The 24,633-nt window shown below is 68.8% G+C and carries 21 protein-coding genes; 16 read left to right on the forward strand and 5 right to left on the reverse strand.

What is annotated here, in order from left to right:
- Window positions 1–16: 16 nt before the first annotated feature.
- Entirely contained in the window at window positions 17–997 is a 981-nt protein-coding gene (locus AC0VYP_RS07260; RefSeq protein ID WP_475473118.1) for an MBL fold metallo-hydrolase, read from the reverse strand.
- 216 nt (window positions 998–1,213) lie between these two features.
- Here AC0VYP_RS07260 and AC0VYP_RS07265 point away from each other — a divergent pair, with 216 nt between their 5' ends.
- Window positions 1,214–1,648, forward strand: coding sequence for a single-stranded DNA-binding protein (locus AC0VYP_RS07265; protein WP_285760877.1), 435 nt, complete (start codon window positions 1,214–1,216; stop codon window positions 1,646–1,648).
- Here AC0VYP_RS07265 and AC0VYP_RS07270 read toward each other — a convergent pair.
- From AC0VYP_RS07270 to AC0VYP_RS07280, 3 genes are read right to left on the reverse strand one after another with little or no spacing between them, the layout of a single operon-like run.
- Window positions 1,633–2,637: an HAD-IIA family hydrolase gene (locus AC0VYP_RS07270; protein WP_285760878.1), complete on the reverse strand. Its 1,005-nt coding sequence runs from the start codon at window positions 2,635–2,637 to the stop codon at window positions 1,633–1,635. The two genes, AC0VYP_RS07265 and AC0VYP_RS07270, sit on opposite strands and share 16 nt — an antisense overlap.
- 16 nt (window positions 2,638–2,653) lie before the next feature.
- On the reverse strand, window positions 2,654–3,976 hold the full coding sequence (locus tag AC0VYP_RS07275) for a DUF1015 domain-containing protein (RefSeq protein WP_285760879.1): 1,323 nt from the start codon (window positions 3,974–3,976) through the stop codon (window positions 2,654–2,656).
- Between the two features lie 22 nt (window positions 3,977–3,998).
- Window positions 3,999–4,349: an SCP2 sterol-binding domain-containing protein gene (locus tag AC0VYP_RS07280; protein ID WP_285760881.1), complete on the reverse strand. Its 351-nt coding sequence runs from the start codon at window positions 4,347–4,349 to the stop codon at window positions 3,999–4,001.
- Between the two features lie 237 nt (window positions 4,350–4,586).
- On the opposite strand from AC0VYP_RS07280, the gene AC0VYP_RS07285 reads away from it, so the two are divergent.
- The 14 genes from AC0VYP_RS07285 to AC0VYP_RS07350 all read left to right on the forward strand — a co-directional run bounded on the left by AC0VYP_RS07285 (window position 4,587) and on the right by AC0VYP_RS07350 (window position 21,124).
- On the forward strand, window positions 4,587–5,324 hold the full coding sequence (locus tag AC0VYP_RS07285) for a coiled-coil domain-containing protein (RefSeq protein ID WP_475473121.1): 738 nt from the start codon (window positions 4,587–4,589) through the stop codon (window positions 5,322–5,324).
- Between the two features lie 21 nt (window positions 5,325–5,345).
- The gene (locus tag AC0VYP_RS07290) at window positions 5,346–5,561 is read left to right on the forward strand and encodes a hypothetical protein (RefSeq protein WP_285760885.1); all 216 of its coding nucleotides are present in this window, start codon (window positions 5,346–5,348) and stop codon (window positions 5,559–5,561) included.
- Between the two features lie 79 nt (window positions 5,562–5,640).
- Window positions 5,641–6,441 carry a TlyA family RNA methyltransferase gene (locus AC0VYP_RS07295; protein ID WP_285760887.1) on the forward strand — a complete coding sequence of 267 codons (801 nt, stop codon included), beginning with the start codon at window positions 5,641–5,643 and terminating at the stop codon, window positions 6,439–6,441.
- 227 nt (window positions 6,442–6,668) lie between these two features.
- Window positions 6,669–7,658 carry an NAD kinase gene (locus AC0VYP_RS07300; RefSeq protein WP_285760889.1) on the forward strand — a complete coding sequence of 330 codons (990 nt, stop codon included), beginning with the start codon at window positions 6,669–6,671 and terminating at the stop codon, window positions 7,656–7,658.
- Between the two features lie 75 nt (window positions 7,659–7,733).
- Window positions 7,734–9,431 carry a DNA repair protein RecN gene (gene recN, locus AC0VYP_RS07305; RefSeq protein WP_475473123.1) on the forward strand — a complete coding sequence of 566 codons (1,698 nt, stop codon included), beginning with the start codon at window positions 7,734–7,736 and terminating at the stop codon, window positions 9,429–9,431.
- Between the two features lie 128 nt (window positions 9,432–9,559).
- Window positions 9,560–10,765 (forward strand): putative cytokinetic ring protein SteA, encoded by a 1,206-nt coding sequence (gene steA, locus AC0VYP_RS07310; RefSeq protein ID WP_475473125.1) that lies wholly within the window; start codon window positions 9,560–9,562, stop codon window positions 10,763–10,765.
- On the forward strand, window positions 10,762–11,793 hold the full coding sequence (locus AC0VYP_RS07315) for a copper transporter (RefSeq protein ID WP_475473126.1): 1,032 nt from the start codon (window positions 10,762–10,764) through the stop codon (window positions 11,791–11,793). Before steA ends, AC0VYP_RS07315 begins: the two co-directional genes overlap by 4 nt.
- 24 nt (window positions 11,794–11,817) lie before the next feature.
- Window positions 11,818–12,741, forward strand: coding sequence for a hypothetical protein (locus tag AC0VYP_RS07320; RefSeq protein WP_285760896.1), 924 nt, complete (start codon window positions 11,818–11,820; stop codon window positions 12,739–12,741).
- Between the two features lie 106 nt (window positions 12,742–12,847).
- Window positions 12,848–14,479, forward strand: coding sequence for a murein biosynthesis integral membrane protein MurJ (gene murJ, locus AC0VYP_RS07325; protein ID WP_285760898.1), 1,632 nt, complete (start codon window positions 12,848–12,850; stop codon window positions 14,477–14,479).
- Window positions 14,476–15,579 (forward strand): glycosyltransferase family 4 protein, encoded by a 1,104-nt coding sequence (locus AC0VYP_RS07330; RefSeq protein WP_285760900.1) that lies wholly within the window; start codon window positions 14,476–14,478, stop codon window positions 15,577–15,579. Before murJ ends, AC0VYP_RS07330 begins: the two co-directional genes overlap by 4 nt.
- A gap of 311 nt (window positions 15,580–15,890) precedes the next feature.
- Entirely contained in the window at window positions 15,891–16,916 is a 1,026-nt protein-coding gene (locus tag AC0VYP_RS07335) for a TerC family protein (RefSeq protein ID WP_475473129.1), read from the forward strand.
- Between the two features lie 133 nt (window positions 16,917–17,049).
- Window positions 17,050–19,887 carry an excinuclease ABC subunit UvrA gene (gene uvrA / locus AC0VYP_RS07340; RefSeq protein WP_475473131.1) on the forward strand — a complete coding sequence of 946 codons (2,838 nt, stop codon included), beginning with the start codon at window positions 17,050–17,052 and terminating at the stop codon, window positions 19,885–19,887.
- A 202-nt stretch (window positions 19,888–20,089) separates the two neighbouring features.
- The gene (locus tag AC0VYP_RS07345) at window positions 20,090–20,602 is read left to right on the forward strand and encodes an RDD family protein (RefSeq protein WP_285760904.1); all 513 of its coding nucleotides are present in this window, start codon (window positions 20,090–20,092) and stop codon (window positions 20,600–20,602) included.
- A 96-nt stretch (window positions 20,603–20,698) separates the two neighbouring features.
- The gene (locus tag AC0VYP_RS07350; RefSeq protein WP_285760905.1) at window positions 20,699–21,124 is read left to right on the forward strand and encodes a Rieske (2Fe-2S) protein; all 426 of its coding nucleotides are present in this window, start codon (window positions 20,699–20,701) and stop codon (window positions 21,122–21,124) included.
- Between the two features lie 162 nt (window positions 21,125–21,286).
- Here AC0VYP_RS07350 and AC0VYP_RS07355 read toward each other — a convergent pair whose 3' ends face one another.
- The gene (locus AC0VYP_RS07355; protein ID WP_475473133.1) at window positions 21,287–22,435 is read right to left on the reverse strand and encodes a mechanosensitive ion channel family protein; all 1,149 of its coding nucleotides are present in this window, start codon (window positions 22,433–22,435) and stop codon (window positions 21,287–21,289) included.
- 166 nt (window positions 22,436–22,601) lie between these two features.
- Between AC0VYP_RS07355 and uvrC the strand changes: the two genes are divergently transcribed.
- On the forward strand, window positions 22,602–24,629 hold the full coding sequence (uvrC, locus tag AC0VYP_RS07360) for an excinuclease ABC subunit UvrC (protein WP_475473135.1): 2,028 nt from the start codon (window positions 22,602–22,604) through the stop codon (window positions 24,627–24,629).
- Window positions 24,630–24,633: the final 4 nt, after the last annotated feature.

The following is a 24,633-nucleotide window of genomic DNA, read 5'->3' on the forward strand; positions in this document are numbered from 1 at the left end:
CGGAGCTCCTTCCCGGTCATCCTGTCCGCTCTGTTTCCTCTTGTTCTGCCGCGATCCGGTCCAGCCAGTGCACGATGCCCGCGACGTTGCCCTCGACCCCGCTGAGAGCGTCCATGACCTGTCGGGTTTGCGAGAGCGCGTCGGATGGTTCGGTAGGGCGGCTGGTCACGCGTTCGCGTATGAGAGCGATGGCGTGGTCGAGGTCGCCTCCGTCGTCCCGGGAGACGCGGACGGTGTTGACCCACAGCCGCAGTTCCTCCACCGCGAGGCACAGGGTCTCCTCGACCGAGTCGGTTGCGCCGAAATGGGAGAACATCAGTCGTTGGGGGTCGATGTCGCCGAACAGCCGCAGGGAGGCCAGCCCGGCGTCCAGGTCGAAGTCCGGTGGTGGGGTGGCGGGGCGGACCCCACCGGTGGCGGGGTTGTATATTCCGGCCGCGTCACCGACATAGAGGTCCCCGGTTGCCGAGTCCACCAGCCCCACGTGATGTTTGGCGTGGCCGGGGGAGTAGTGGGCGGTGAGAGTGCGGCCCCCGCCCAGGTCCACGATGCCACCGGTGTCCACGGCCCGGATCCGGACGGCCTCGGTCGCGGCCATTTCCCCGAACAGTGCGTCCAGCCGTTCGCCCCAGACCATGCGGGCGCTGCGCATCAGCCGGGTGGGATCCGCGAGGTGCCGCGCCCCCTTCTCGTGCACCACTACTTCCGCATTGGGAAACATTCGTGCGATCTCGCCGGTGCCGCCGGCGTGGTCGAGGTGGATATGGGTGACCACGATGGTGGCCAGATCCGCCGGTGCGACCCCCAGCCGGTGGATCGCGTCGCGCAGGACCGGGGCCGATCCGGCTGCGCCGACCTCCACCACGCAGGGGCGCTCGGTGCGCAGCAGGTAGCTGGAGGTGACCCCTGGGCAGCCGGCCATCAGAGTGTCGATCGCGTAGACCTCGTCGCCCAGGGGCGTGATGTCCTCGCCGGTCGGCCGCGTCGTGTCAGCCATGGACTCCCCCGCTTCGTCTGCCGGCCCGCGATGTCGCGGACCCGAATCTATGTAGACGGTACGGGGCAGACGGGCGGCAGGGGCGATCCCGGTGCGGTTGTCCACAGATTGCGCTCCGGGGCGCAGACGTCCTGGCGCACCCGCTGATCCTGGAGACAGCAGGGCCCTGCCCGCGTTGCCAGCCCCGGTGGCTCCGGTTTCTTCGAGAGGACGACCATGCACGATCGCGCACCAGCACCCCCCAGCCCTCGCGGTCCGTTCGCGCCAGGCCCCGGCCAGCGGCCGGTTCCGGCTCGCCCGGTTCCCCAGCCCGCCGGGCACCGCAACGAGATCCTGTTGGCCGGCCGGGTCACCGCCGAACCGTCGGTGCGTGAGTTGCCCAGCGGCGATCAACTGGTGACATGGCGTATCGCCGTCACGAGGCCCCCGGCTGAGCAGCGTCCCAATCAGCCCGCCGATCCCATCACCTGTGTGAGTTTCCGCCGTGACATGGTCGAACTCACTCGTGACTGGCGCATCGGCGACACGGTTCAGGTCACGGGAGCGCTGCGACGCCGATTCTGGCGTTCGCCCAGTGGAGCGTCCAGCGTTTTCGAGGTGGAGGCCAAGACTGTGCGGCATGTCGCCCCCCGTGATCACCACCCCAGTTGATCGACTGCTTTCTGGGCGGAGTCGGGAGAGACGGTACGGGTACTGGTCCAGGCGGCCGCGCACAACGCCCGCAGAGCGTCCAGCCGCTCTCCCGACCCCTCAAGCTCAAGGTGCCCGTCGTTCGATTGCGCCTGCCAGGAGCCACAGCGCGCCCGGCCGTGCTCCACGACGGTCGGGGGGTGGCTCTCGTTGATTCCGTCCAGATCGTAGGAGAGGTAGGAGGGCCGATGCTCGGGTGGCGCCAGCATCAATTCGACGGGAGTGGTCACACCCGACAGCACCAGCAGGCTGTGCGCCCCGCGCCTCGTGGCCCCTTCGATGTCGGTGTCCAGGCGGTCGCCCACCACCAGAGGGTTGGTTGCTCCGGTGCGGTTCACCCCCTCCTCGTGCAAGGGGCGTTCGGGCTTGCCCGCCACGATGGGTTCGTGTTTCGTGGCGTAGGCGATCACCCTGGCGAAGGAACCGTTGCCCGGTTGGATTCCACGGCCCAGCGGCGCGGTGGCGTCGCCGTTGCTCGCCACGAACAGTGCTCCTGCCGCGACGGCCAAGGCCCCCTCCACCACCAGATCCAGCCCCATGCGGGGCGAGTACCCCTGCACCACCGCCACGGGTTTGTCATAGACGGTCGTCACCGGCCGCAGCCCTTGCTCACGTACCGCCTGGCGCAGGCCGGTGTCGCCGACCACCAGTACGGGGGACCCCGGGGCGAAACGCTCGGCCACCAGGCGCGCGGCCGCCTGGGCGGCGGTCACCACGTCGGCGGCGTCGGCCTGCACGCCCATCCAGGTCAGACGTTCGGCGATCGAAGCGGGGGTGCGGGACGCGTTGTTGGTCACGAAAGCCACGCGCATTCCGGCCGCACGTGCAGCGGCCACGGCGTCGGGGGCCGCGGGGATCACATCGGGTCCCAGGTAGACGACCCCGTCGAGGTCGAACAGGGCCGCGTCATAGACCGAGTGCAATGGTTCGGTGCTGGTCAGGAGTGTCAACGGATTCAACTCTCGCTCAAGGGGTGTCAGGCGGGTCCAGGCTGCGCAACACCAATCCGGTGCGCGGTTTGGGGCCGAAGGAGGTGGATTTGCGTGGGGTGAGTTCGCCACCAGCTGTTACCGCGTAGACGTCATCGACGCTCAACGCAGGCAGGAGTACCGCGGTCCGCTCACCGGGCACGGCGGACCGGGCAGCCTCGGCCGCGTTGTCGTGGACCAGTTCGGCGTCCTCGTCGCGGACTTTCCACATCGGCAGGAAGATACCGATCAGCGCTGCGGTGGGTAGCGCACGCCATCGGGGAGACCGTTTCGGCAACAGAGCGGCCAGACGATCACGGTCGATGTCGCGCACCAGATAGCGGTGTCGGGCATCAGCCAGCAGCAGGGCGGGGCCGCGTTCGGCGGCGTCGGCCAATCGGGCACTCGCGGCGTCGATGGAGCAACCGCCGAGATCGTCCACCTTGGCTGCTGTCCCGGCTGCCCGTGCGGCGCTCCTGCAGTCCAGGCCGGCGATGACGCGGTGAATGGCTCCCACGTGCGGAGGCGAGGTGTCGGAGTTCACCAGGAGGGCGAGGCCGTACCCCCATGCCCGCGCTGTGGGGTTTGCGGCGTGCATCTGCTGGTAGGCGGCGTAACGGTGGTGACCGTCGGCGATCAGTGCGTTGCGCGGTGCCAGGTCTGCGGCGATCTCAAAGAGTTGTGGGGTGTCGGTGATCGCCCACAGCCGGTGCGTGACACCGTCGTCGGTCGTGGTGTCCACCAGAGGAACTGCGGGCGGTTCGGCTTCGGCTGCCAGCGCTGCGGCGCCGCGTTGGTTTCCACGACCGCCCTGGTAGAGCAGGAAGACCGGCTCAAGGTTGGCGCGGGCCTCGGTCATCAGCAGCGCACGGTCGGCCACCGACTCGGCGAAGACCTCTTCGTGTGCGCGTACGGACCGTGCCCCCGGGCCGGGCAACCGCAATGCTCCGATCAACCCGCGCTGACGTTCTCCCCCGGGAAGGAGCTGCTCGTACACGTAGAGCGAGGGGAAGCGGTCGCGGACCAGTGTCCCCGATTCGATCCAGGTGCGCAGGGTGGTCGCAGCCCTGCGGTACCGGTCGGGGCCGGTCAGCCCGGTGAGGGCGTGTGCAGCCGGTGGGACGGTCAGCCGCACGGCGTTGCGCGGCCCGCCGCGCAGCAGGTGACCGGCAGAGACCGCGTCCACCACGTCGTAGGGCGGGGCCAGCGCACGGGCCACGTCCAGCTCGGGAGAGTTGATGAGTGCCCGGGCATCGGGGGAGGCATAGCGGATTCCCCGAAAGGGAGCCAGCTCAAGGGGGTCCTGGACGTCGTCAACCACCCGCAAACGATATCGGCCGGTGTTACAGCAGTTTGCGCAGCCGCATCATGTCGCCCAGGCTCGCGTCCAGTTTGATCCGACCGCTGAGCAGCGCCTTGGCGAAATCGAGACGGTCCTCGGCGAGCTCGACGAGGTCGTCGCTGGAAACGGTGATCCGGACCTGGGCCCGTTTTGCCGCTGGATCGACGGGGCGGTCGGTGATCCCGACCAGTCCTGCCATGTCCAAACGCATATCGAAGACGGTCGCCAGGTCACTGACGGTAACGCTGACCGTGCGGTCCATGATGTGCTTGCGTCGGCGGCTCTCGTCCACCTGACTGATCCGGTCCGACACTTTGCCGATTGCGGCGCGGCATTCCTCAACACTGGCCATGGCCCCATCATGCCCTAAAACGCCACGGGGAAGGCCCCGCCGGCGTGGGCCACCACGCTCACAGCCGCGGCTGCCGCCCGACCGGGCCGTGTCGGCCCGGCCCCGTCAACGGGCAAGCGGTACACCGCACACCCCTTGAGTTGCCCACTGGGTAACATCGCCGCATCGATACAGGTAGTTTTCTTCAAGGGTCCCGATCCCGCCGATCACACCTGTGACCTTCGAGGAGTGCATGAAATGGTCGTTGACGCGGTACGCACGTATCTGGAGGCCGCCAGCGGCTTCACCGAGTTGACGCGCAAACGCGCGGTCACCGCGGCCAAGACGCTGCTCAAGGAGAGCGACGAGCGTTCTGGTGGTGCGATCACCAAAGCCACCGACACCGCCAAGAACACCATGGACAACGTCGAGAGCTCGGTGCGCGGAACCCGGGTCGGTCACAGCATCCAGGCGTTGGCCTCCGACCTGATCGAGACCAGCAAGACCAACCGGGCCGCGATCAGCAATCTGGTCGAGGGCGAGGTCGAACGCCTCCTCGACCGCCTCGACCTGGTGCGTCGGGACGAGCACGACCGGGTGGTGCGCCGCGTCGCCGAACTGGAGCGACGGATGGCCTCCCGTACGGCTGCACAGCGGCGCCGTACCACCGCTGTTCCCGAGCACACCGAGCACACGGCTCCTCCCGAGACCACGACAGTGCGCCCCGAACTCGCGGTCGTCGCCGAGCCGGCAGCGCCCGAGGCGCCCGCGCCAGAGCCCGTGGCCGAGCCGACCCCCGCTCCCGCGCCGCTTCCGGTCGAGGAGTCTGCCCCGCAGAGCGACCCCGCCCCGCAGAGCGACCCCGCCCCGGAGAAGCCCGCGCCGCGGGCAGCCAAGCCCAAGGCCACGGGTACCCGTCCCCGTGGCGCAGGCAAGGGCCAGACCAAGCGCACCGGTCCCCGGAAGAACACCGGTGGTTCCTCCAGTGGCAAGTAACCGTCGCGCCAGGAGCCGCTGATGAGCCAGGACACCCACGGGGCCGACACGGTGTCCGCCGTTCCCGTGCCGCCCGGTACGGGAGAGGCGGCGCTCGCCGAACGTACGGTGAGGGGAGTGCGCGCCCGGCTGGACACCCTCGACGCCCTGCCCACCTTCGAACACGTCGCGGTGTTCGAGGCGGTGCATCGGGAACTGTCGGAGGTTCTGACCGCTCTCGACGCCGCTCGCGGCTGATCCGGATCGTGGACCCGCGTCGGCGCGCGGGATGATGGGGGCACCTGCAAGCCCACGATCAAGATAGGCATCGCACACCATGGCCAAACGCAGCCGCCTGGACGCCGAGTTGGTCCGGCGCGGGCACGCCCGCTCACGCGGGCACGCCGCCGAACTGATCGACGCCGGACAGGTCAGGGTGGCCGGAGCAGCCGCCACCAAGCCGGCAACCCAGGTGGGGACCGACCAGGCCATCGTGGTGACGGCCGCTACCACAGAGCCCGCCTATGTGTCCCGGGGCGCGCACAAACTGATCGGTGCGCTCGACGCCTTCTCCATCGGCGTCACGGGTCGCCGTTGCCTGGACGCCGGCGCCTCCACCGGGGGATTCACCGACGTGCTGTTGCGGCGCGGTGCTGCCGGGGTGGTGGCCGTGGACGTGGGGTACGGCCAGCTCGCCTGGTCGCTGCGCAGCGATGACCGGGTCACGGTCCTGGAACGCCAGAACGTTCGCGAGCTCACCCCCGAACACGTCGGCGAGCCGTTGCCCGACCTGGTGGTGGGAGACCTCTCCTTCATCTCTCTGAACCTGGTCCTGGCGCCGCTCGCCGAGTGTGCTGCCGCAGACGCCGACTTCACGATGATGGTCAAGCCGCAGTTCGAGGTCGGCCGGGAGCGGGTGGGCGCCGGTGGCGTGGTGCGCGAGCCCGAACTGCGCGCCGACGCGGTGCGCGGTGTGGCTGCGCGCGCGCTGGCCGTGGGCCTGGGGGTCGCCGGCGTGGCGGCCAGCCCGTTGCCCGGCCCCTCCGGCAACGTCGAGTACTTCCTGTGGCTGCGCCGCGACGCCCGTCCCTTGGAGGAGGAGCAGCTGAGCAGGGCGATCGAGGAGGGGCCGCAGTGAGCGGTCGCAGCCGAGAAGGTCAGGACCCTCGGCAAGGGATCGACGGGCTGCTGTGCGCGTGTGCGGACCTGATGCGCCTCCTCGACGAGGAATGCGTCCGGATCGTTGCGTCTTGGACACGGCGCACAAAGCCCGTCAGACGCTTCGGGTAGCGTGGCCCGGCCGGGGCGGACCCGGCGGGCGGTGCTGTGCGCGGTGGACGGGCATGGCGATGAGGAGGGCGTTGGATGACCGGCTCCACCAGGGGCGAAGGCGTGGCCGCCGCAACTGCGGAGGGGGCCGGGCGCACTGTGCTCCTTCTGGCGCATACGGGGCGCACCGCTGCGATCCGCAGCGCTCAGCTGGTCCATGAGAGCCTCACCCGCGCCGGTATCTCGGTGCGGATGTTCGCTTCCGAGGCCGACGACATCAAACAGACCGGTGCGCGACTGTACCCGTTGGAGATCGTCCGTTCCGACGATGCCGACGCCGCTGCCGGAGCCGAGTTGATCATGGTGCTGGGCGGGGACGGCACGCTGCTGCGTGCCGCCGAGATCGCCCGCCCCGCAGGGGTGCCGTTGCTCGGCGTCAATCTTGGCCACGTCGGCTTCCTGGCCGAGGCCGAGCGGGAGAACCTCTCCGACACCGTGCGCGCGGTGGTCGACCGCGACTACCAGGTCGAGGAACGGATGACGTTGGACATCGCCGTCTACGACCGGGCCGGCGCGGCCTCGACGGTCCCGGAGCGGACGTGGGCCCTCAACGAGGCCACGGCCGAGAAGGCCAGTGCCCGCAGCATGCTGGAACTGGTTTTGGAGATCGACGGTCGGCCATTGTCCCGCTGGGGGTGCGACGGGGTGGTCTGTGCCACCCCCACCGGTTCCACGGCGCACGCGTTCTCCGCGGGAGGCCCCATTGTCTGGCCCGACGTGGAGGCCCTGCTGGTGGTACCGATCAGCGCGCACGCCCTGTTCGCCAGGCCCATGGTGGTGTCCCCCGACGCCGTTGTGGCCCTTGAGGTGCTCCCCGACACCACCGACGGGGTGCTCTGGTGCGATGGACGTCGTATGGTCGAATTGCCGGCCGGTGCGCGGATCGAGATTTCGCGTTCGGCCACACCGGTCCGGCTGGCCCGTTTGCAGCGGGCTCCGTTCACCGATCGGCTGGTGGCCAAGTTCGGCCTTCCCGTGGCCGGATGGCGGGGGCGGGCCGAGCTCGCCGACCCCGACGGAACATGAACGGGTCCGCACCGTCCGGGGCGGTGCGGACAATGCGCGAAACGTTTTTTCACGGTGGTTTCAGGAGAGGGTCCGGTGCTCGAAGAAGTCCGAATTCAAGGACTCGGCGTGATCGATGACGCCGTCTTGGAGTTGTCGCCGGGATTCACCGTTGTCACGGGTGAGACCGGCGCCGGCAAGACGATGGTGGTCACCGGTCTCGGCCTGCTCTTCGGCGGTCGAGCCGATCCCCAGCGGGTCAGACCTGGTGCGGACCGCGCGGCGGTGGAGGGCAGGCTGACGGTCGCTCCTGACGGCAGGGTGGCCGAGCGGGTCGCCGATGCCGGTGGCGAACTCGACGGTGACGTCCTCATCGTGGCGCGCAGCGTGTCGGCCGAGGGGCGTTCCAGGGGGACCCTCGGGGGCCGGTCTGTTCCGGTCAGCCTGCTGGCCTACCTCGCGGACGACCTCGTAGCCGTGCACGGTCAGTCCGACCAACAGCGGCTGCTGCGCACCGACCGTCAGCGCGCCGCGCTCGACCGTTACGCGGGGGAGTCCCTGGCCAAGGTCCTCAGCACCTACAGCGCCGCCTATCGGCGTCATCGTGAGGTCGCGGAGGAACTCGCCGAGCTGACCACCCAGGCCAGGGAGCGGGCCCAGGAGGCCGACATCCTCCGGTTCGGGGTGGAGGAGGTCACGGCCGCCCAGCCGCGTCAGGGAGAGGACGTCGAGCTTCTGGCGGAGGAGACCCGCCTGGCCCACGCCGATTCGCTGCGCCTGGCGGCCACCACCGCGCACGAGGCACTGGCCGGTGACCCCGCCGGCGACATCGAGGTCAACGTCGCCGCCCTGCTCGCCACCGCACGCCAGGCGCTCACCGCGGTCCGCGAACACGACGCCGAGCTCGCGGCGGTCGCCGACCGGTTGGACGAGGCCAGTTACCTACTCAGCGACGCAGCCACCGAGCTCGCCTCCTACTTCGAGTCGGTCAACGCCGATCCTGCGCGTCTTGCCGCTGTCCAGGAACGGCGTTCGGTGCTCACCCAGCTGTCGCGTAAGTACGGCGAGACGGCCGACGACGTGCTGGCCTGGGCGGAGAACGCCGTCAAGCGGCTCGCCGACCTCGACGGCGACGACGAGCACATCGAGGAGCTACGGCGTGAGGAAGACGAGCTGCGCGAACGAATGACCGGGCTCGCGGACCAGCTCACCGCGATTCGCACCGACGCCGCCGAGCGGTTCGGCGCTGCCGTCACCGAGGAACTCACCGCGCTGGCCATGCCGCATGCGCGGGTCGTCGTCCGGGTGAGCACCGGAGCGGAGTTCGGTCCGCAGGGCTGCGACGACATCGAACTTCTTCTGGCCGCCCACCCCAGTGCGCCGCCGCTGGCCCTGAACAAAGGGGCCTCCGGCGGTGAGCTGTCGCGGGTGATGCTGGCCATCGAAGTGGTCTTCGCCGGTGCCGACCCCGTGCCGACCTTCGTCTTCGACGAGGTCAACGCCGGAGTGGGCGGGAAAGCCGCTGTCGAGATCGGCCGCCGCCTTGCCCGTCTGGCCCGTCGCTCGCAGGTCATCGTGGTGACGCACCTGCCTCAGGTCGCGGCGTTCGCTGACGCGCACCTGGTGGTGGAGAAGTCCAACGACGGCATCGTCACCGAAAGCGGGGTGACCAGACTGGACCGTTCCGGGCGCGTGCGGGAACTCTCCCGTATGCTGGCGGGACTTGAGGACTCCGAGCTTGGCCGCGCCCACGCCGAGGAGCTGTTGACGATCGCGGCCGCTGATCGCGACTAGCGGCCGCCGGATCGGCCGCCGGGAAGGGTGGCCACGATTCACCCCGTTCCAGATCCGTACCAGCCCCAACACGCCGCCTGTGCACGCATTGTGACCCAAGCGCTGCGCCCTCTGGCAGGATGCAAGCGATGAAGGTCTCCAGCGTGTTCTCCTCGCGGTTTCCGCGACTCCGTCGAAGCAGGGCCGACGGTGTCCGCGGCGTGACCGCTCCGGTGCGAGCGGACCGCCGCACCAAGAACCTCACCAAACGCCTCAGACCTGGTGACATCGCCGTCATCGACCACGTCAACATCGACAAGGTGAGTGCCGAAGCCCTGGTCAGTTGCGGGGTCGCCGCGGTTCTCAACGTTGCGTCCAGCATCAGCGGCCGTTACCCCAATCTCGGCCCCCAGCTCATCCTGCAGGCGGGGATCCCGCTGGTCAACGACGTCGATCCGGAGGTGTTCTCCCGGATCGAGGAGGGCGAGCGGCTGCGGGTGGAGGACGGGGCCCTGCTGCGCGGCGACGACGTCGTGGCCAAGGGGGTCGAACAGGACACGGCCTCCATCGAGGCCGCCATGACCGAGGCGCGTGCCGGGTTGTCGGTGCAGTTGGAGGCGTTCGCCGCCAACACGATGGAGTACCTCAAACGTGAGCGCGCGCTGTTGCTGGACGGGGTCGGCGTCCCCGACATCGCCACACGGATCGAGGGCAAACACGTCCTGATCGTGGTCCGCGGTTACCACTACCGCGAGGACCTCGCCGCGCTGCGCTCCTACATCCGCGAGTACCGGCCGGTCATCATCGGTGTGGACGGCGGTGCCGACGCACTGCTGGAGGCGGGCTACCGGTCCGACATCATCGTCGGCGATTTCGACTCGGTCTCCGACGAGGCGCTGAACTGCGGTGCCGAACTCGTCGTGCACGCCTACCGGGACGGGCGTGCGCCGGGGCTGGAACGGGTGGCCGATCTCGGCCACGACGCAGTGGTGTTCCCGGCCACCGGTACCAGCGAGGATGTGGCGATGATGCTCGCCGACGATGCCGGCGCCGTCCTCATCGTCGCTGTGGGGACGCATGCCACCCTCGAAGAGTTCCTGGACAAGGGGCGTGCCGGCATGGCCAGCACCTTCCTCACCCGGTTGCGCGTGGGCGGAAAGCTCGTCAACGCCAAGGGCGTCAGTCGTCTCTACCGCAGTCGGATCTCGCCGTGGACGGTGCTGGCCCTCGTCGCGGCATCCTTGCTCACCATCGTCGTCGCGGCCTACAGCTCTCCGGCGGGTCAGGTCTACATGACCTTCCTCGCCGCGCGCTGGGACGCTTTCCTCTACTGGTTCACGGGGCTCTTCACGTGATCGATTTCCGCTATCACCTGGTCTCGATCGTCGCGGTCTTCCTGGCCCTGACCGTCGGTATCGTCCTGGGCACGACCATGCTCCAGGACCCGCTGCTCAACACCCTCAAAGCCGAGACCACCCAGTTGCGCGAGCAGAGCGAGCAGCTGCGCACCGAGAAGGACCTCGCCGACCAGCTCAACACCGGCAGTGACGCCTTGGTTGCCGCCTACGCCGACGACATGTTGGCGGACCGGCTGGCCGATCGTCGTGTGCTGGTCGTGGAGGCGCCGGGAGTCGAGCCCGAGTTGCGCGACGCCCTCATCGAGGAGATCAAACGTGCCGACGGCACGGTCAGCGGCCAACTCGCCTTCACCGCCCAGTACCTGGAGCCCGGTCAGGCCACGTTCGTCAACGAGCTCACCGATCAGCTCTCGGACGGGCTCGAACTGCCCCGTGGCAATCCCTATGAGCGGGCCGGGGCCGAACTTGCCCAGGCCGTGGTCAACGGCGACAAGGACGTGCCCGACGGTGTGGCCGTGCGTACCGGCGACTCCTTCGACGGCGAAGCGGTGCTGGCGGGGTTCACCGAGGCCGGCCTGCTCTCCGTCCAGGGGTCTCCGGCCTCTCCCGCCGATCTCGTGCTGGTGATCGCCCCCACAGAGCCGTTCCCCCTGGCCGAGGGGCAGGAGGACGACGGCGAGGCCGTCACTCCGCCGGGCAACGCCGCGATGCTCGCGCTTGCCCGTGCGTTTAGCCAGGCCGGAGGCGGTGTGGTGCTGGCCGGTCCGCCTAGTGCGGACGGACCGGACGGGATGGTGCAGCAGGCCCGGGCGGAGGACGTCCGTTTCTCCACCGTTGACAACGCCGGAGCGGCCACGGGCAACGTCGTGGCCGTGCTGGCCCTTGCGGCCGAGGCCGAGGGGCGCCGCGGCCACTACGGGGTCGGAGCGGCGAGTGACGGCTACCTCCCCGACCCGCTGCCCGAGGCGCAGCCCGAGGCAGCTCCTTCCCCCAGCCCGAGTCCCGCAGACAGAGCCGATTCCTAAGAGGTTCGAGAACCGGAGCCCCCGATGCCCCTGATCCCGTCAACCCGCGCCGCCCGCCTGATCACCGCTGTCGCCGGTGTTGCGCTGGGCGCTGTCGCAGCCCGAGGTACCTACGCGACGCTGACCAGCGCATGGGGGCCGGGCCCCGATAGCAAAACGCCGGGTCCGGCCGCGCGCTGGAACCGCACCAATTTCCGCGGCGACCGGGTCACGCTCCTGGAAGGGCCCGCGCTGGCGGTGGGGGTCTGCGCGGGGGCGGTGCTGGCCCCGGGCCTTTCACCACGCCTGCGCACGGCCACTGTCGTCGCGGGGGGAGGCGCGGGGGCGTTCGGGGCGTACGACGACCTCTCGGGGTCGGCGGGCGCGCGTGGTTTCAAGGGTCATCTGGGCGCGTTGGCGCGCGGTGAGGTGACCACCGGTGCGGTCAAAATCCTGGGGATCGGGGCCAGCGGCCTGGCCGCCGCGCTCGTCGTGAACCGCAACCCGGTGGACGTAGTGGTCAACGGTGCGTTGATCGCCGGCAGCGCCAACCTGCTCAACCTCTTCGATCTGCGCCCGGGGCGGGCAGCCAAGGTGGGGATGCTCGCGGGCCTGCCCGCCCTGGCCCATCCCGTGGCGGGACCGGTGGTCGCCCCCGCCCTGGGGGCGGCGGCCGCGCTGTTGCCGGAGGACCTGGGGGAGCGGGCAATGCTCGGCGACGCCGGGGCCAACGCCCTCGGAGCGGTGCTCGGGGTATCGGCTGCGGCGGGCCTGTCGCGTCGGGCCAGGTTGGGTCTGCTCGCCGGAGTGGTCGGGCTGACCGCGGCAAGCGAGTTCGTGAGCTTCACCAAGGTCATCGCCTCCACTCCACCGCTGCGCCATCTGGACGAGCTGGGGCGCCGGCCGGTGCAGGCAGCCGCGCACCGCCCCCTGCCCGCTGATCTGCTGGCCGCGCCCAGCGCGGAGTAGCGGTGCGCGCCCTGGGGAGGCGCGCACACCAGGACACCCCGGATCCAGGACGTCGATAGCCTCGACAACCCGAGTGGGGACAAGTCGAGGAGGGGGCGACCCGAACGTGGTCTGGGAGCGTATCCGGCGGGCCAGCGCCAGTCTTGCCGGAGCGGCGGTACTGATCGGGGTGGTCACCGCCTTCGCCCGGGTCGCCGGGTTCGGGAGGACCTTCGTGTTCGCCCAGACAGTTGGCGACCGCTGCCTGGGAACCGCCTATGTCACCGCCAACCAACTGCCCACCGTCCTGTTCGAGATCCTGATCGGCGGTGCACTGGCCGGCATGGTCGTTCCCGTGCTGGCCACCGCCGCCCGCAACGGGGACACCGAGCACGTCCGACGCACCGCTTCGGCACTCATCACCTGGGTGGTCCTGGCCGCGGTTCCGCTCAGCCTGTTGTTGGCCGTCGTGTCGGTCCCCATCACGCGGCTCCTGCTGGTGGACGCCCACGGGTGTCCACCCGACCAGCTCCTGGCCCTGACCGCCAGGTTCCTCGTGGTGTTCGCCCCGCAGATCCTGTTCTACGGCTTGGCAGCCGTTCTCTACGGGCTGCTCCAGGCGCATCGTCGGTTTCTCGCCCCTGCTCTGGCCCCGTTGCTGTCCAGCCTCGTGGTTATCTGCGCCTACCTGGCCTTCGTCCCGGTGAGCGGGTCGGGGGCCGACGACATCGCCGTTCTCCCGGTCGCCGCCGAGCTGACCCTGTCGTTGGGGACCACCCTGGGGGTGGTCGCGCTCTTCGTCACCGCTCTGCTGCCCGCGGCCAGGCTGCGCCTGAGACTGCGGCCGACGCTCCGTTTCCCGCCCGGCATCGCCCGTCGGGTACGTTCCCTGGCCGTGGCGGCGCTCCTGCCGCTCGTGGCGATGCAGCTCACCCTCCTGGTGTCCATGTGGCTCGCCAACAACGGCGGCGGGCAGGGGGCCGGGGTGCTCTACAGCTACGCGTGGGCGCTGTTCACCCTGCCCTACGGGGTGGTGGCGGTGCCGATCGCCACCAGCGCCTTCACCACCCTTTCCGTGCATCACGGCGAGAAGGACGGGGCGGCCTACGATCGGGTGCTGTCCATGAGCACCCGCGCCGTCCTGGCCACCACCGCGGCGGTCGCGGCGGCACTGGCCGCGGCAGCCGGCCCCCTGGCCGCTGTCTTCGCCACCGATTCCACCGGACCCCTGGCCGCGGCGCTGCCCGCCTACGCTCCGGGAGTGGTCGCCTTCGGGATGATCGCGTTGCTCAGCAAGGCGCTGTACGCCGCCCATCGGGGCCGATCCGCCGCAGCTGCCCAGATCGTCGGTTGGCTGACGGTGATGGCGGTCTCCGTCGCAGGGGTGGCGCTGGCCCCGTCGGATCGTGCCGTAGCCGCACTGGGTACCGCCATGTCCGCGGGGTTGACCGTGGGTGCGCTCCTGCTGGGCGCCGCCGTACTGCGGGCCCGGGGCACATCTGCCTTCGCCGGTCTGCCGCGTGCCCTGGTCGCGTCGGCCCTGGGGGCGGGCCTGGGCTACGCCGGTGGCGCAGCACTGGCCGGGGTGCTCCCCACTGCTCAAACACCGGTCGCCATCGGATCGGCCCTGGTCTCCGGCACCGTTGCGATCGTGGTGGCCGGAGCGGTCGTCGCCGCGATCGACGCCAAGGCGTTGCGGGCCGCGCTCACCCGACGGGTCCGCCCAGCGCGCCCCACCGACGAAGGGACGAAACCATGAACGGGCTGCGCATCGCGCTGACCCTGGCCACCAGCGGCGGGGGAGTGGGCAACCACGTCCGCTCACTGTGCTCCGGCCTCATCGACCGCGGCCACCGGGTCGCCGTTATCGGCCCGCCCAGTACCGAGGAGCGGTTCTCCTTCACCTCCACGGGTGCTCGCTTCGCGCCCTTGGAGGTGGGCGCGCTGCCCCGACCCGCCACTGATCTGGCCGCGCTGTCGCGGTTGCGGGGCCTGCTCGCCGGGGCCGACGTCGTCCACGCCCACGGGGTGCGCGCCGGTGCCCTGGCCGCGCTGGCCCGCCCCCGTGTTCCCCTCGCCGTCACTCTGCACAACGCACCTCCCGCCGGAAAGGGGTCCGGTCCGTTGGTGTTCGGGGTCCTTGAGAGCCTCGTCGCGCGCCGTGCCGACCTCGTCCTCGGCGTCTCGGGGGACCTGGTGCAGCGGATGCGCGATCGCCGTGCGCGCCGTGTGGACCGCGCCCTCGTTCCGGCACCGGCGATGACCGCCACCGGTATCGGGCCCGAGGAGGTGCGTGCGGCGCTCGGTGTGGAACCCGGACGCCCACTGCTGCTCACCGTGGCCAGGCTGGCCGGACAGAAGGGCTTGCCGGTCCTGTTGGACGCGGCCGCGCGCCTGGGGCGGCGGGATCACCGTCCGCTCCTGGCGGTCGCCGGGGACGGTCCGTTGGAGGCCGAGCTGGCCGCGCGGGTGGCAGCCGAAGGGCTGCCGGTCCAGTTGCTGGGCCGGCGCTCCGACATCGCCGACCTGTTGGCGGCAGCGGACATGTTCGTGTTGTCCAGCCTCTGGGAGGGCCAGCCTCTTGTGGTGCAGGAGGCGCTGCGCGCGGGGTTGCCCATCGTGGCGACCGACGTCGGAGGGGTTCCCGACCTGGTGGGCCCGGCCGCGGAGCTGGTACCCGCGGGCGATGCCGCAGCGCTCGCCGAGGCGGTGGCGCGAGTCCTGGACGACACCGCCCTGGCTGCCCGGATGCGGGCCGATTCCCGTGCCGCCGCGGACGCTCTCGCCGTTCCCGGAGACGACGCGGACCAGGTGATCGGCTTCTATCGGGAGCTGGTGGGCGTGCGCGGACCGGCGTGAGCTGCAAGGAGAGGGATATCACCTGCAAGAGGGGGAAGTGAGGCGGCGGGGCGGTTTGCAACCTGCCTGATCAGTGGCATCATAGAGCCGGATGCAGTTGCCGGTCGGGGTTTCCCGCGGCCGGTTTTTGTTTCCAATCAACGGTAGGGGAGTATCCCTTCGCAGCAGTGCCGTCATCACGGAGCGCAACGGCGCGTTCCCGGTGCTGTTGGTCAACCTGAATCTTCATGGTTGGCGGGAGAGACCTCCGGTTAGCAGTCGTGTCCGCAAAACGTAAGCGGACATCGTAACCGGAGGAGAAACCTCAAACCATGGACGTTCCCCTGTGGCTCTGGCTCGCCACCATCTTCGGCATCCTCGCCATCCTCGCCATCGACCTCGCGATCGTCGATCACCCGTGGAGCAAGAAGACCGCGCCCAAGGAATTCTCGATGAAGGCCGCCAGCTGGTGGTCGGCGTTCTACATCCTCATCGCGATCATCTTCGGTTTCGGGATCTGGTATTTCGCCGGTTCGGCCCGGGCGGGTGAGTACTTCGCCGGTTACGTCACCGAGAAAAGCCTGAGTGTCGACAACCTCTTCGTCTTCTACCTGATCCTCACCTCTTTCGCGGTCCCCAAGAAGTACCAGCACGAGGTGCTGCTGGTCGGTATCGTCATAGCGCTGGTCATGCGCGGCGCCTTCATCGCGATCGGCGCCCAGGCCATCAACGCCTGGAGCGAGGTCTTCTACCTCTTCGGCGCGTTCCTGATCTACACCGCCATCAAGATCGTCCGCGACCACCTCAAGGGCAGCGACGAAGAGGACGCCGACTACACCAACAGCTTCGCCGTGCGCATGGTGCGCAAGGTCTGGCCGGTCACCGACAAGTACCACGGTTCGCACCTGACGGTGAAGCTGGACGGACGTCGCCACGTCACCCCGATGCTCCTCGTCATCATCGCCATCGGCGTCACCGACCTGGTCTTCGCGGTCAACTCCATCCCCGCGATCTTCGGTCTCACCCAGGACGCCTACATCGTCTTCACCGCCAACGCCTTCGCGCTCCTGGGCCTGCGGGTGCTGTACTTCCTGCTCGCCGGCCTGATGGACAAGCTGGAGTACATCAGCTGGGGCCTGGCCGCCATCATGGTCTTCATCGGCATCAAGATGCTGCTGCACGCGTTGCACGAGAACGGTGTGCACGTCTTCGAGATCAGCACCAACCTCTCCCTGATCGTCATCCTCGGCGTGATGACCGTCACCGTCGTGGCCAGTGTGGTCAAGGCGCGGATCGACGGAAAGATCGGCAAGGGCGCCAAGAACGGCGAAGTCGCGCGTACCGGTGCCGACGAATAGCCGTCGATCGAACAGGCGTACGGCTATAGTGGAGTCGCTCGTTTGGAAATCCTCCGAGCCTCCCCGTGGTTACTGTTGAGAAGCCGATTGTCGTGGGGGAGCGTTTCCGCACCCCGAGAGGGCTGATCAATTCATGGCCGAGCAGCTGGTGATTCGCGGCGCCAGGGAGCACAACCTCAAAGACGTCTCGCTGGACCTGCCCCGTGACGCGATGATCGTCTTCACGGGGCTGTCCGGCTCGGGAAAGTCCTCCCTGGCCTTCGACACGGTCTTCGCCGAGGGGCAGCGGCGTTACGTGGAGTCGCTCTCGGCCTACGCCCGTCAGTTCCTCGGCCAGATGGACAAACCCGACGTCAACTTCATCGAGGGACTGTCCCCGGCGGTCTCCATCGACCAGAAGTCCACCAGTCGCAACCCGCGTTCCACGGTCGGGACCATCACCGAGGTCTACGACTACCTGCGTCTGCTCTGGGCACGCGTCGGCAAGCCGCACTGCCCCGAGTGCGGGCGGGCGATCGCCCGCCAGACCCCCCAGCAGATCGTCAACCGGGTCCTCGAACTCGACGAGGGGACCCGTTTCCAGGTGTTGGCCCCCGTGGTGCGCGGGCGCAAGGGCGAGTACACCGAACTGTTCAAGGACTTGCAGGCCAAGGGCTTCACCCGTGCCCGGGTCAACGGTGCGCTCGTCCGACTGGACGAGCCCCCCACTCTCAAGAAGTACGAGAAGCACGACATCGCCGTGGTCGTGGACCGGCTCAGCGTCAAGGACTCCGCTCGCAAGCGGCTCACCGACTCGGTCGAGACGGCGCTGCCGTTGGCCGCCGGGACGATCCTGCTGGAGTTCGTCAACCTGGCCGAGGACGACCCCGAGCGCGAGCGGATCTTCTCCGAGCACCTCTACTGCCCCTACGACGACCTCTCCTTCGAGGAGCTGGAGCCGCGTTCCTTCTCCTTCAACTCCCCCTATGGGGCCTGCCCCGAGTGCGCGGGGCTCGGGACCCGAATGGAGGTCAACCCCGACCTCCTGGTCCCCGATCCCGCCAAGACCCTCAACGAGGGCGCCATCGCACCCTGGTCGGGGGGACATTCCGCCGAGTACTTCGGCCGTCTCATGCAGGGGCTCGGCGACGCCATCGGCTTCGACCTGGACACCCCGTGGGAGAAGCTGACCAAGGAGGCCCGCAAGGCGCTGCTCAACGGGCACAGCACCCAGGTGCACGTCAGCTACAGCAATCGCTACGGGCGCAAGCGCAGCTACTACACCGATTTCGAGGGGGTCATCGGTTGGGTGCACCGCCGGCACGGTGAGAGCGAGAGCGAGTTCAGCCGCGACCGCCTCGAAGGCTACATGCGGGTGGTGAACTGCCCGATCTGCGAGGGAAGCCGGCTCAAGCCGGTGATCCTGGCGGTGACCGTGGACGGTCGCTCCATCGCCGAGGTCAGCGCCATGCCGCTGAACGAGTGCGCGGAGTTCCTGGCGGCACTGGAGTTGTCCGAACGCGACAAGGCCATCGCGGCCCAGGTACTCAAGGAGATCAACGCCCGACTCGGGTTCCTGCTCGACGTCGGCCTGGACTACCTCAGCCTGTCGCGTGCCAGCGGGACCCTGTCCGGGGGCGAGGCCCAGCGCATCCGACTGGCCACCCAGATCGGGTCGGGGCTCGTGGGCGTGCTCTACGTCCTGGACGAGCCCTCCATCGGGCTGCACCAGCGCGACAACTTCCGGTTGTTGGAGACACTCCAGCGACTGCGCGACATCGGCAACACCCTGATCGTGGTCGAACACGACGAGGACACCATCCGTGCTGCCGACTGGGTGGTCAACATCGGCCCCGGAGCGGGGGAGCACGGCGGGCACGTCGTGGTGTCGGGGTCGGTCCAGGACCTTCTCGACAGCACGGAGTCCGCCACCGGCGAGTACCTTTCGGGACGGCGCGCCATCGCGTTGCCGGCCGAGCGCCGGCCGCGCGCCAAGGGTCGCGAGCTCGTGGTCAAGGGCGCGCGGGAGAACAACCTGCGCGACCTCGACGTCGCCTTCCCGCTGGGAGTGTTCACCGCCGTCACCGGGGTCTCCGGCTCGGGTAAGTCCACCCTGGTCAACGAGATCCTCTACAAGGCGCTGGCCAAGGAGCTCAACGGCGCGCGCTCGGTTCCCGGCCGCCACACCCGGATCAACGGGATGCAGCAGCTGGACAAGATCGTGCACGTGGACCAGAGCCCGATCGGGCGCACCCCGCGGTCCAACCCGGCCACGTACACCGGTGTCTTCGACCACATCCGCAAGCTGTTCGCCCAGACCGCCGAAGCCAAGATGCGCGGTTACCAGCCAGGCCGGTTCTCCTTCAACATCAAGGGCGGCCGCTGCGAGGCGTGTGCCGGTGACGGCACGATCAAGATCGAGATGCAGTTCCTGCCCGACGTCTACGTTCCGTGCGAGATCTGCCACGGGGCCCGGTACAACCGGGAGACGCTGGACGTGCACTACAAGGGCAAGACGATCTCCGACGTGCTGAACATGCCGATCGAAGAGGCGTGCTCGTTCTTCGAACCCATCACTGCCATCCGCCGACACATGCAGACCCTCAACGACGTCGGCCTGGGGTACGTCCGGCTCGGCCAACAGGCCACCACGCTCTCGGGCGGGGAGGCACAGCGGGTCAAGCTCGCCACGGAACTGCAACGCCGTTCCACCGGGCGCACCATCTACGTTCTCGACGAGCCCACCACGGGTCTGCACTTCGCCGACATCGAGAAGCTGCTGGGGGTGCTCGGCCGGCTCGTGGACGGGGGCAACACCGTCATCGTGATCGAGCACAACCTGGACGTCATCAAGACGGCCGACTACGTCATCGACATGGGCCCCGAGGGCGGTGCGCGCGGCGGTACGGTTCTGGCAACGGGTACCCCCGAAGAGGTTGCGGAGGAGCCGGACAGCTACACCGGTCAGTTCCTGCGTAAGATCCTTCTCTGACCGGGGACCGAATGCCCGGTTCTGCCGTGGCGTTCCCGGTTCGCCCCACCCCGTGGACGGACCGTCAACCGGTCGTTGTGCTCAACGTCGCCCGTCGTCGGGTAGGGAAACGATCTGACGGGGGCGGTGCGGCAGAGTAGGAGACGGCGCCTTTTCAGGAAGCCGTTTCCCTGTCGCCCACCCCCGTGAAAGTGAGCCCCCAATGGACGACATCCGTAGACCGGAGACCGGCCCGGCGCCGCTGAGCAGTCGCATCCTCGCCAGGGTGGTCGATGTGTTCGTCCTGGCAGGGGTGAGTATCGCGCTCAACAGCCTGCTGCTCGTCGTCCTCCCGAGCGAAGACCTTCTCCAGGCGTCCTTCAGTCCCGCGAGCCTGGCGCTTTCGGTGACCACCTTCGCCGTCTACCTCGGGTACGAGGTGCTGTGCGTCCGGTTGTACGGCGCGACGCCGGGCAAGCTGCTGTTCGGTCTGCGCCTGGCCGCGGCCTCGGACGGCACGACGACGGCCGCGACCTCCAGTGTCCTCAAGCGTTCGGTGCTCCTCTACGCCTCGGTTCTCTTCACCCCGATCCTGGTCGTCAACCTGATTGCGTTGGGGCTCTCGGTGTACGCGGTGATCTCGGCGCTCCTGAACGCTCCGAGCCGCCAGGGGATCCACGACCGGTTCGGCTCCACCCTGGTGGTCCGTCCGCGGTTGGTCCCCGCGGTCCCGTAACCGGGCCGCACCCCCGACCCGGTCGGTCGGCCCTCCACATCCCTACTACGCTGTGTAGTAGAAATGTTTCGAGTCGATCACCAGGGGAGCCCCGCCATGACGAGCAAGTCGGTGCCGTGTGCCTGCGGAGTCAGTAGACGAGCGTTGCTGGCCACCGCGGGCGCTGTGGGGGCGGTTGCCGTCACCGCTACGGCCTGCACCACCGACGAGAACCGGCCCAAGCCCCAGGACACGCTGCGCGGCCGGGTAGTTGCCCAGACCACGGACGTGCCCGAGGGCGGCGGACTGCTGGTCATCGGGGCCAAGCTGGTGATCACCCAGGCCCGGCCCGGGGAGTACCGGGCTTTCGGGGCGACCTGCACGCACGGAGGATGCACCGTTCAAGAGGTCACCGAGGACATTCACTGCCTGTGTCACGGCAGTCGGTTCGACCTTGAGGGCGAGGTCGTGAAGGGGCCGGCCACCGAACCGTTGGAGCCGTTCGAGGTGAGGGTGGAGGGGACCGACATTACCCTCGTCTAACCGGAGGGGCAGGGTCGCTCGTCTAACCGGAGGGGCAGGGTCGCTCGTCTAACCGGAGGGGCAGGGTCGCTCGTCTAACCGGAGGGGCAGGGTCGCTCGTCTAACAGGGGGAAGGACCGCGGGGGAGGAGTGGGGCGTCCACCAGGGGGACGGGCGCTCCGCTCAACCTTCGTCGTTGGTGGTTCCGGTGCCGTCGGTGGGACCGGCCTGGCTGAAGCCCGCCGGACGGCGAAACGCCGACGTCGGCCACATCGCCGCGTAGTTGTCGTTGGTCTCCGGAGCGGTGAACTCGGTGCGGTTGCGCGGCAACGACTGCGGGAAACGCTCACGGATGTAGGTGACCAGGTGTTCGCGCAACTCCACCGCCAGTGTCCAGCGCGCGTCGGAGTCGGCGACGGTCGCCACCACCCTGAGTTCGATCAATCCCGACTCCAGCACGTCGGTGACCTGAAGCGACCAGTTGCGGCCGTCCCACAGCGGGTGTTTGGTGACGAATTCCCCTACCTCGGAACGCACGTCGTTGACGGGAACCTCCCAGTTGACCCGGAACATCACCGCCGAGGTCAGCGAGGTGCCCTGCTTGGTCCAGTTCTCGAACGGGTTGTTGGTGAAGTGGGAGACCGGCAGGACGAAGCGGCGCTCGTCCCACAGTCGCAAGGTGACGTTGGTCAGGGTGAGTTCTTCCACCCGGCCCCACTCACCCTCGAACACGATGATGTCGTTGATCCGCAGTGCGTCGCTGAACGCCAATTGGAGCCCGGCGAACATGTTTCCCAGGGTGGACTGGGCAGCCACGCCGGCGACGATGCCGATCAGCCCGGCAGAGGCCAGCAGCCCGGCGCCCAGAGCCTTGACTGCGGGGAAGGTGAACAGGATCGCGGCTACCGCCAACAGCCCGATGACGGTGGCGATCACCCTGCGAAGCAGCTTGACCTGTGTCTGTAGTCGGCGTGAGCGCCGGTCGGCGTCGCCGTTGTAGGCCGAGAGCTTGCTGAGCACGCTGTCGGTGACGGCGTAGGCGATGGTCAGTGCCAGCCAGGTCAGCGATGCGATCATCGCGATGCGCATGCCGTGTTGGAACAGGGGGTACCAGAACCGCGGGTTCTCGAACCCGCCGGCGTCGGGGATCGCGAGGTTGACCCCCAGTACGGCGGCGGCGGCGTAGGCGGAGTTCCGGCTGCGTGCCACCAGGGGCTGGGCCAGGACCCAGACCTTGGAGAGTTGATGGGTGAGCAGCCAGTGCATCACCGTGACGAGCAGTACTGAGATAGCGACGGCCACACCGACCGCGATCCAGTTGCCAAGTGACATCACGGGAAGAATCCCCCTTAACGTTGAGATTTCATCGGTGGTCTTCAGCAAACCTAGGTCATCCGGATACCGAATTGTGACGTTTCAAGGGTGAACTAGTGCATCCCCGGCGCCGACCGGTGCCGCTCGGATGCAAACCGTCGTCGGGTCCGACCACAATGAGTGCATGGCTGTCCGACCACACCTGCGCCCCGAACCCGGATCGATCCCGACCGACCCCGGTGTCTACCGCTTCCGTGACGAACACGGTCGGGTCATCTACGTCGGCAAGGCCAAGAATCTGCGTGCCCGGTTGTCGTCATACTTTCAGGATTTCGCCGGCCTGCACCCGCGTACCCAGTCAATGGTCTCCACCGCAACCGATCTCGACTGGACGGTGGTCGGAACCGAGGTGGAGGCGCTGCAGCTCGAGTACTCCTGGATCAAGGAGTACGACCCGCGCTTCAACGTCAAGTACCGCGACGACAAGAGCTACCCCTACCTCGCCATCACCCTCGATGAGGAGTTCCCCCGGGTGCAGGTGATGCGTGGCGCCAGGCGCAAGGGGGTGCGTTACTTCGGTCCTTACTCCCATGCCTGGGCCATCCGCGACACCGTCAACCTGATGCTGCGCGTGTTCCCCGTGCGCACCTGTTCCGCGGGTGTGTTCAAGCGGGCCCGCTCCAGTGGACGTCCCTGCCTCCTGGGCTACATCGACCGGTGCGCTGCCCCGTGCGTGGGCAGGGTGTCCCCGCAGGAGCATCGCGTCCTCGCCGAGGACTTCGCCGCCTTCATGGCCGGTGACACCGGGCGCTTCATCCGCGCGCTGGAGGGCGACATGCGCGCCGCAGCCGCCGAGCAGGAGTACGAGCGTGCGGCACGCATCCGCGACGACATCGACGCGCTGCGCACCGCCCTGGAGAAGCAAGCAGTGGTGCTGGGCGACGACACCGACTGCGATGTCATCGCTTTTGCCGAAGATCCTTTGGAAGCGGCCGTTCAGGTGTTCTACGTGCGCGGCGGCCGCATCCGGGGGCAACGCGGTTGGGTCGTGGACAAGGTCGAGGACGTTGGTACGGGCGGGCTCGTCGAGCAGTTCCTCGCCCAGACCTACGGCGAGCTCAAGCCCGGCGCAGCCGATCCCTCCAGCGCGGGGACCGCCGGGGCGATCCCGCGCGAGGTACTCGTCTCGGCCGCTCCCGCCGATCATGCAGCGGTCACCGCTTGGCTTTCCGTGCGGCGGGGAGCGGCCGTGGACGTGCGGGTGCCCCGACGCGGCGACAAGCGTTCCCTGCTGGAGACCGTTGCCAAGAACGCCGAGCAGGCGTTGGCCCGGCACAAGACCCAACGCGCGGGGGACCTCACCACGCGCTCCAAGGCGCTGGCCGAGGTCGCCGAGGCCCTGGGCCTGGACGCGGCTCCGCTGCGCATCGAGTGCTATGACATCTCCAACTTGCAGGGCGAGCACGTGGTGGCGTCCATGGTGGTGTTCGAGGACGGGATGGCACGCAAGTCCGAGTACCGGCGCTTCTCGATCAGGGGGAGCGGCAGCGGTGGCGCGGAGCAGAACGACGTCGCGGCGATGCACGAGGTCATCACCCGCCGGTTCACCCGGTACCTGGAGCAGAGCCAGCGTTCCGGCGAGCTCGACGCATTGGGACGGGGCACCGTCGAGCCCGCCGAGGAGGCCGCGCCGGCCAAGTTCGCCTATCCGCCCAATCTGGTGGTCGTGGACGGAGGACGTCCTCAAGTGCTGGCGGCCGAGCGCGCACTCCGTGAGCTCGGTATCGACGACGTCGCGGTGTGCGGCCTCGCCAAGCGCCTGGAGGAGGTGTGGCTGCCCGACGACGAGGACCCGGTGATCCTGCCGCGCGCCGGAGAGGGGCTCTACCTGCTGCAACGTGTCCGTGACGAAGCCCACCGGTTCGCCATCGCCTACCATCGCGCAAAGCGGGCCAAAGCGCTCACCGGCAGTGCCCTCGACGAGGTCCCCGGTCTCGGGCCCACCCGTAGGAACGCGTTGATCAAGCACTTCGGTTCGGTGAAGCGCCTGGCAGCGGCCACGGTCGCCGAGATCGCCGAGGTCCCGGGGATCGGCAGGCGAACTGCGGAGGTGATCCACGCGAGCGTGGGCGAGAACGGAGATACTGGTGGTACGGGCACGACTACGAGCACGCAGCCAGCGGATGAGGGCGGACGGGAAAATGGGGGATGAACAG

The sequence above is a fragment of the Nocardiopsis sp. iso_186 genome (assembly GCF_056173365.1).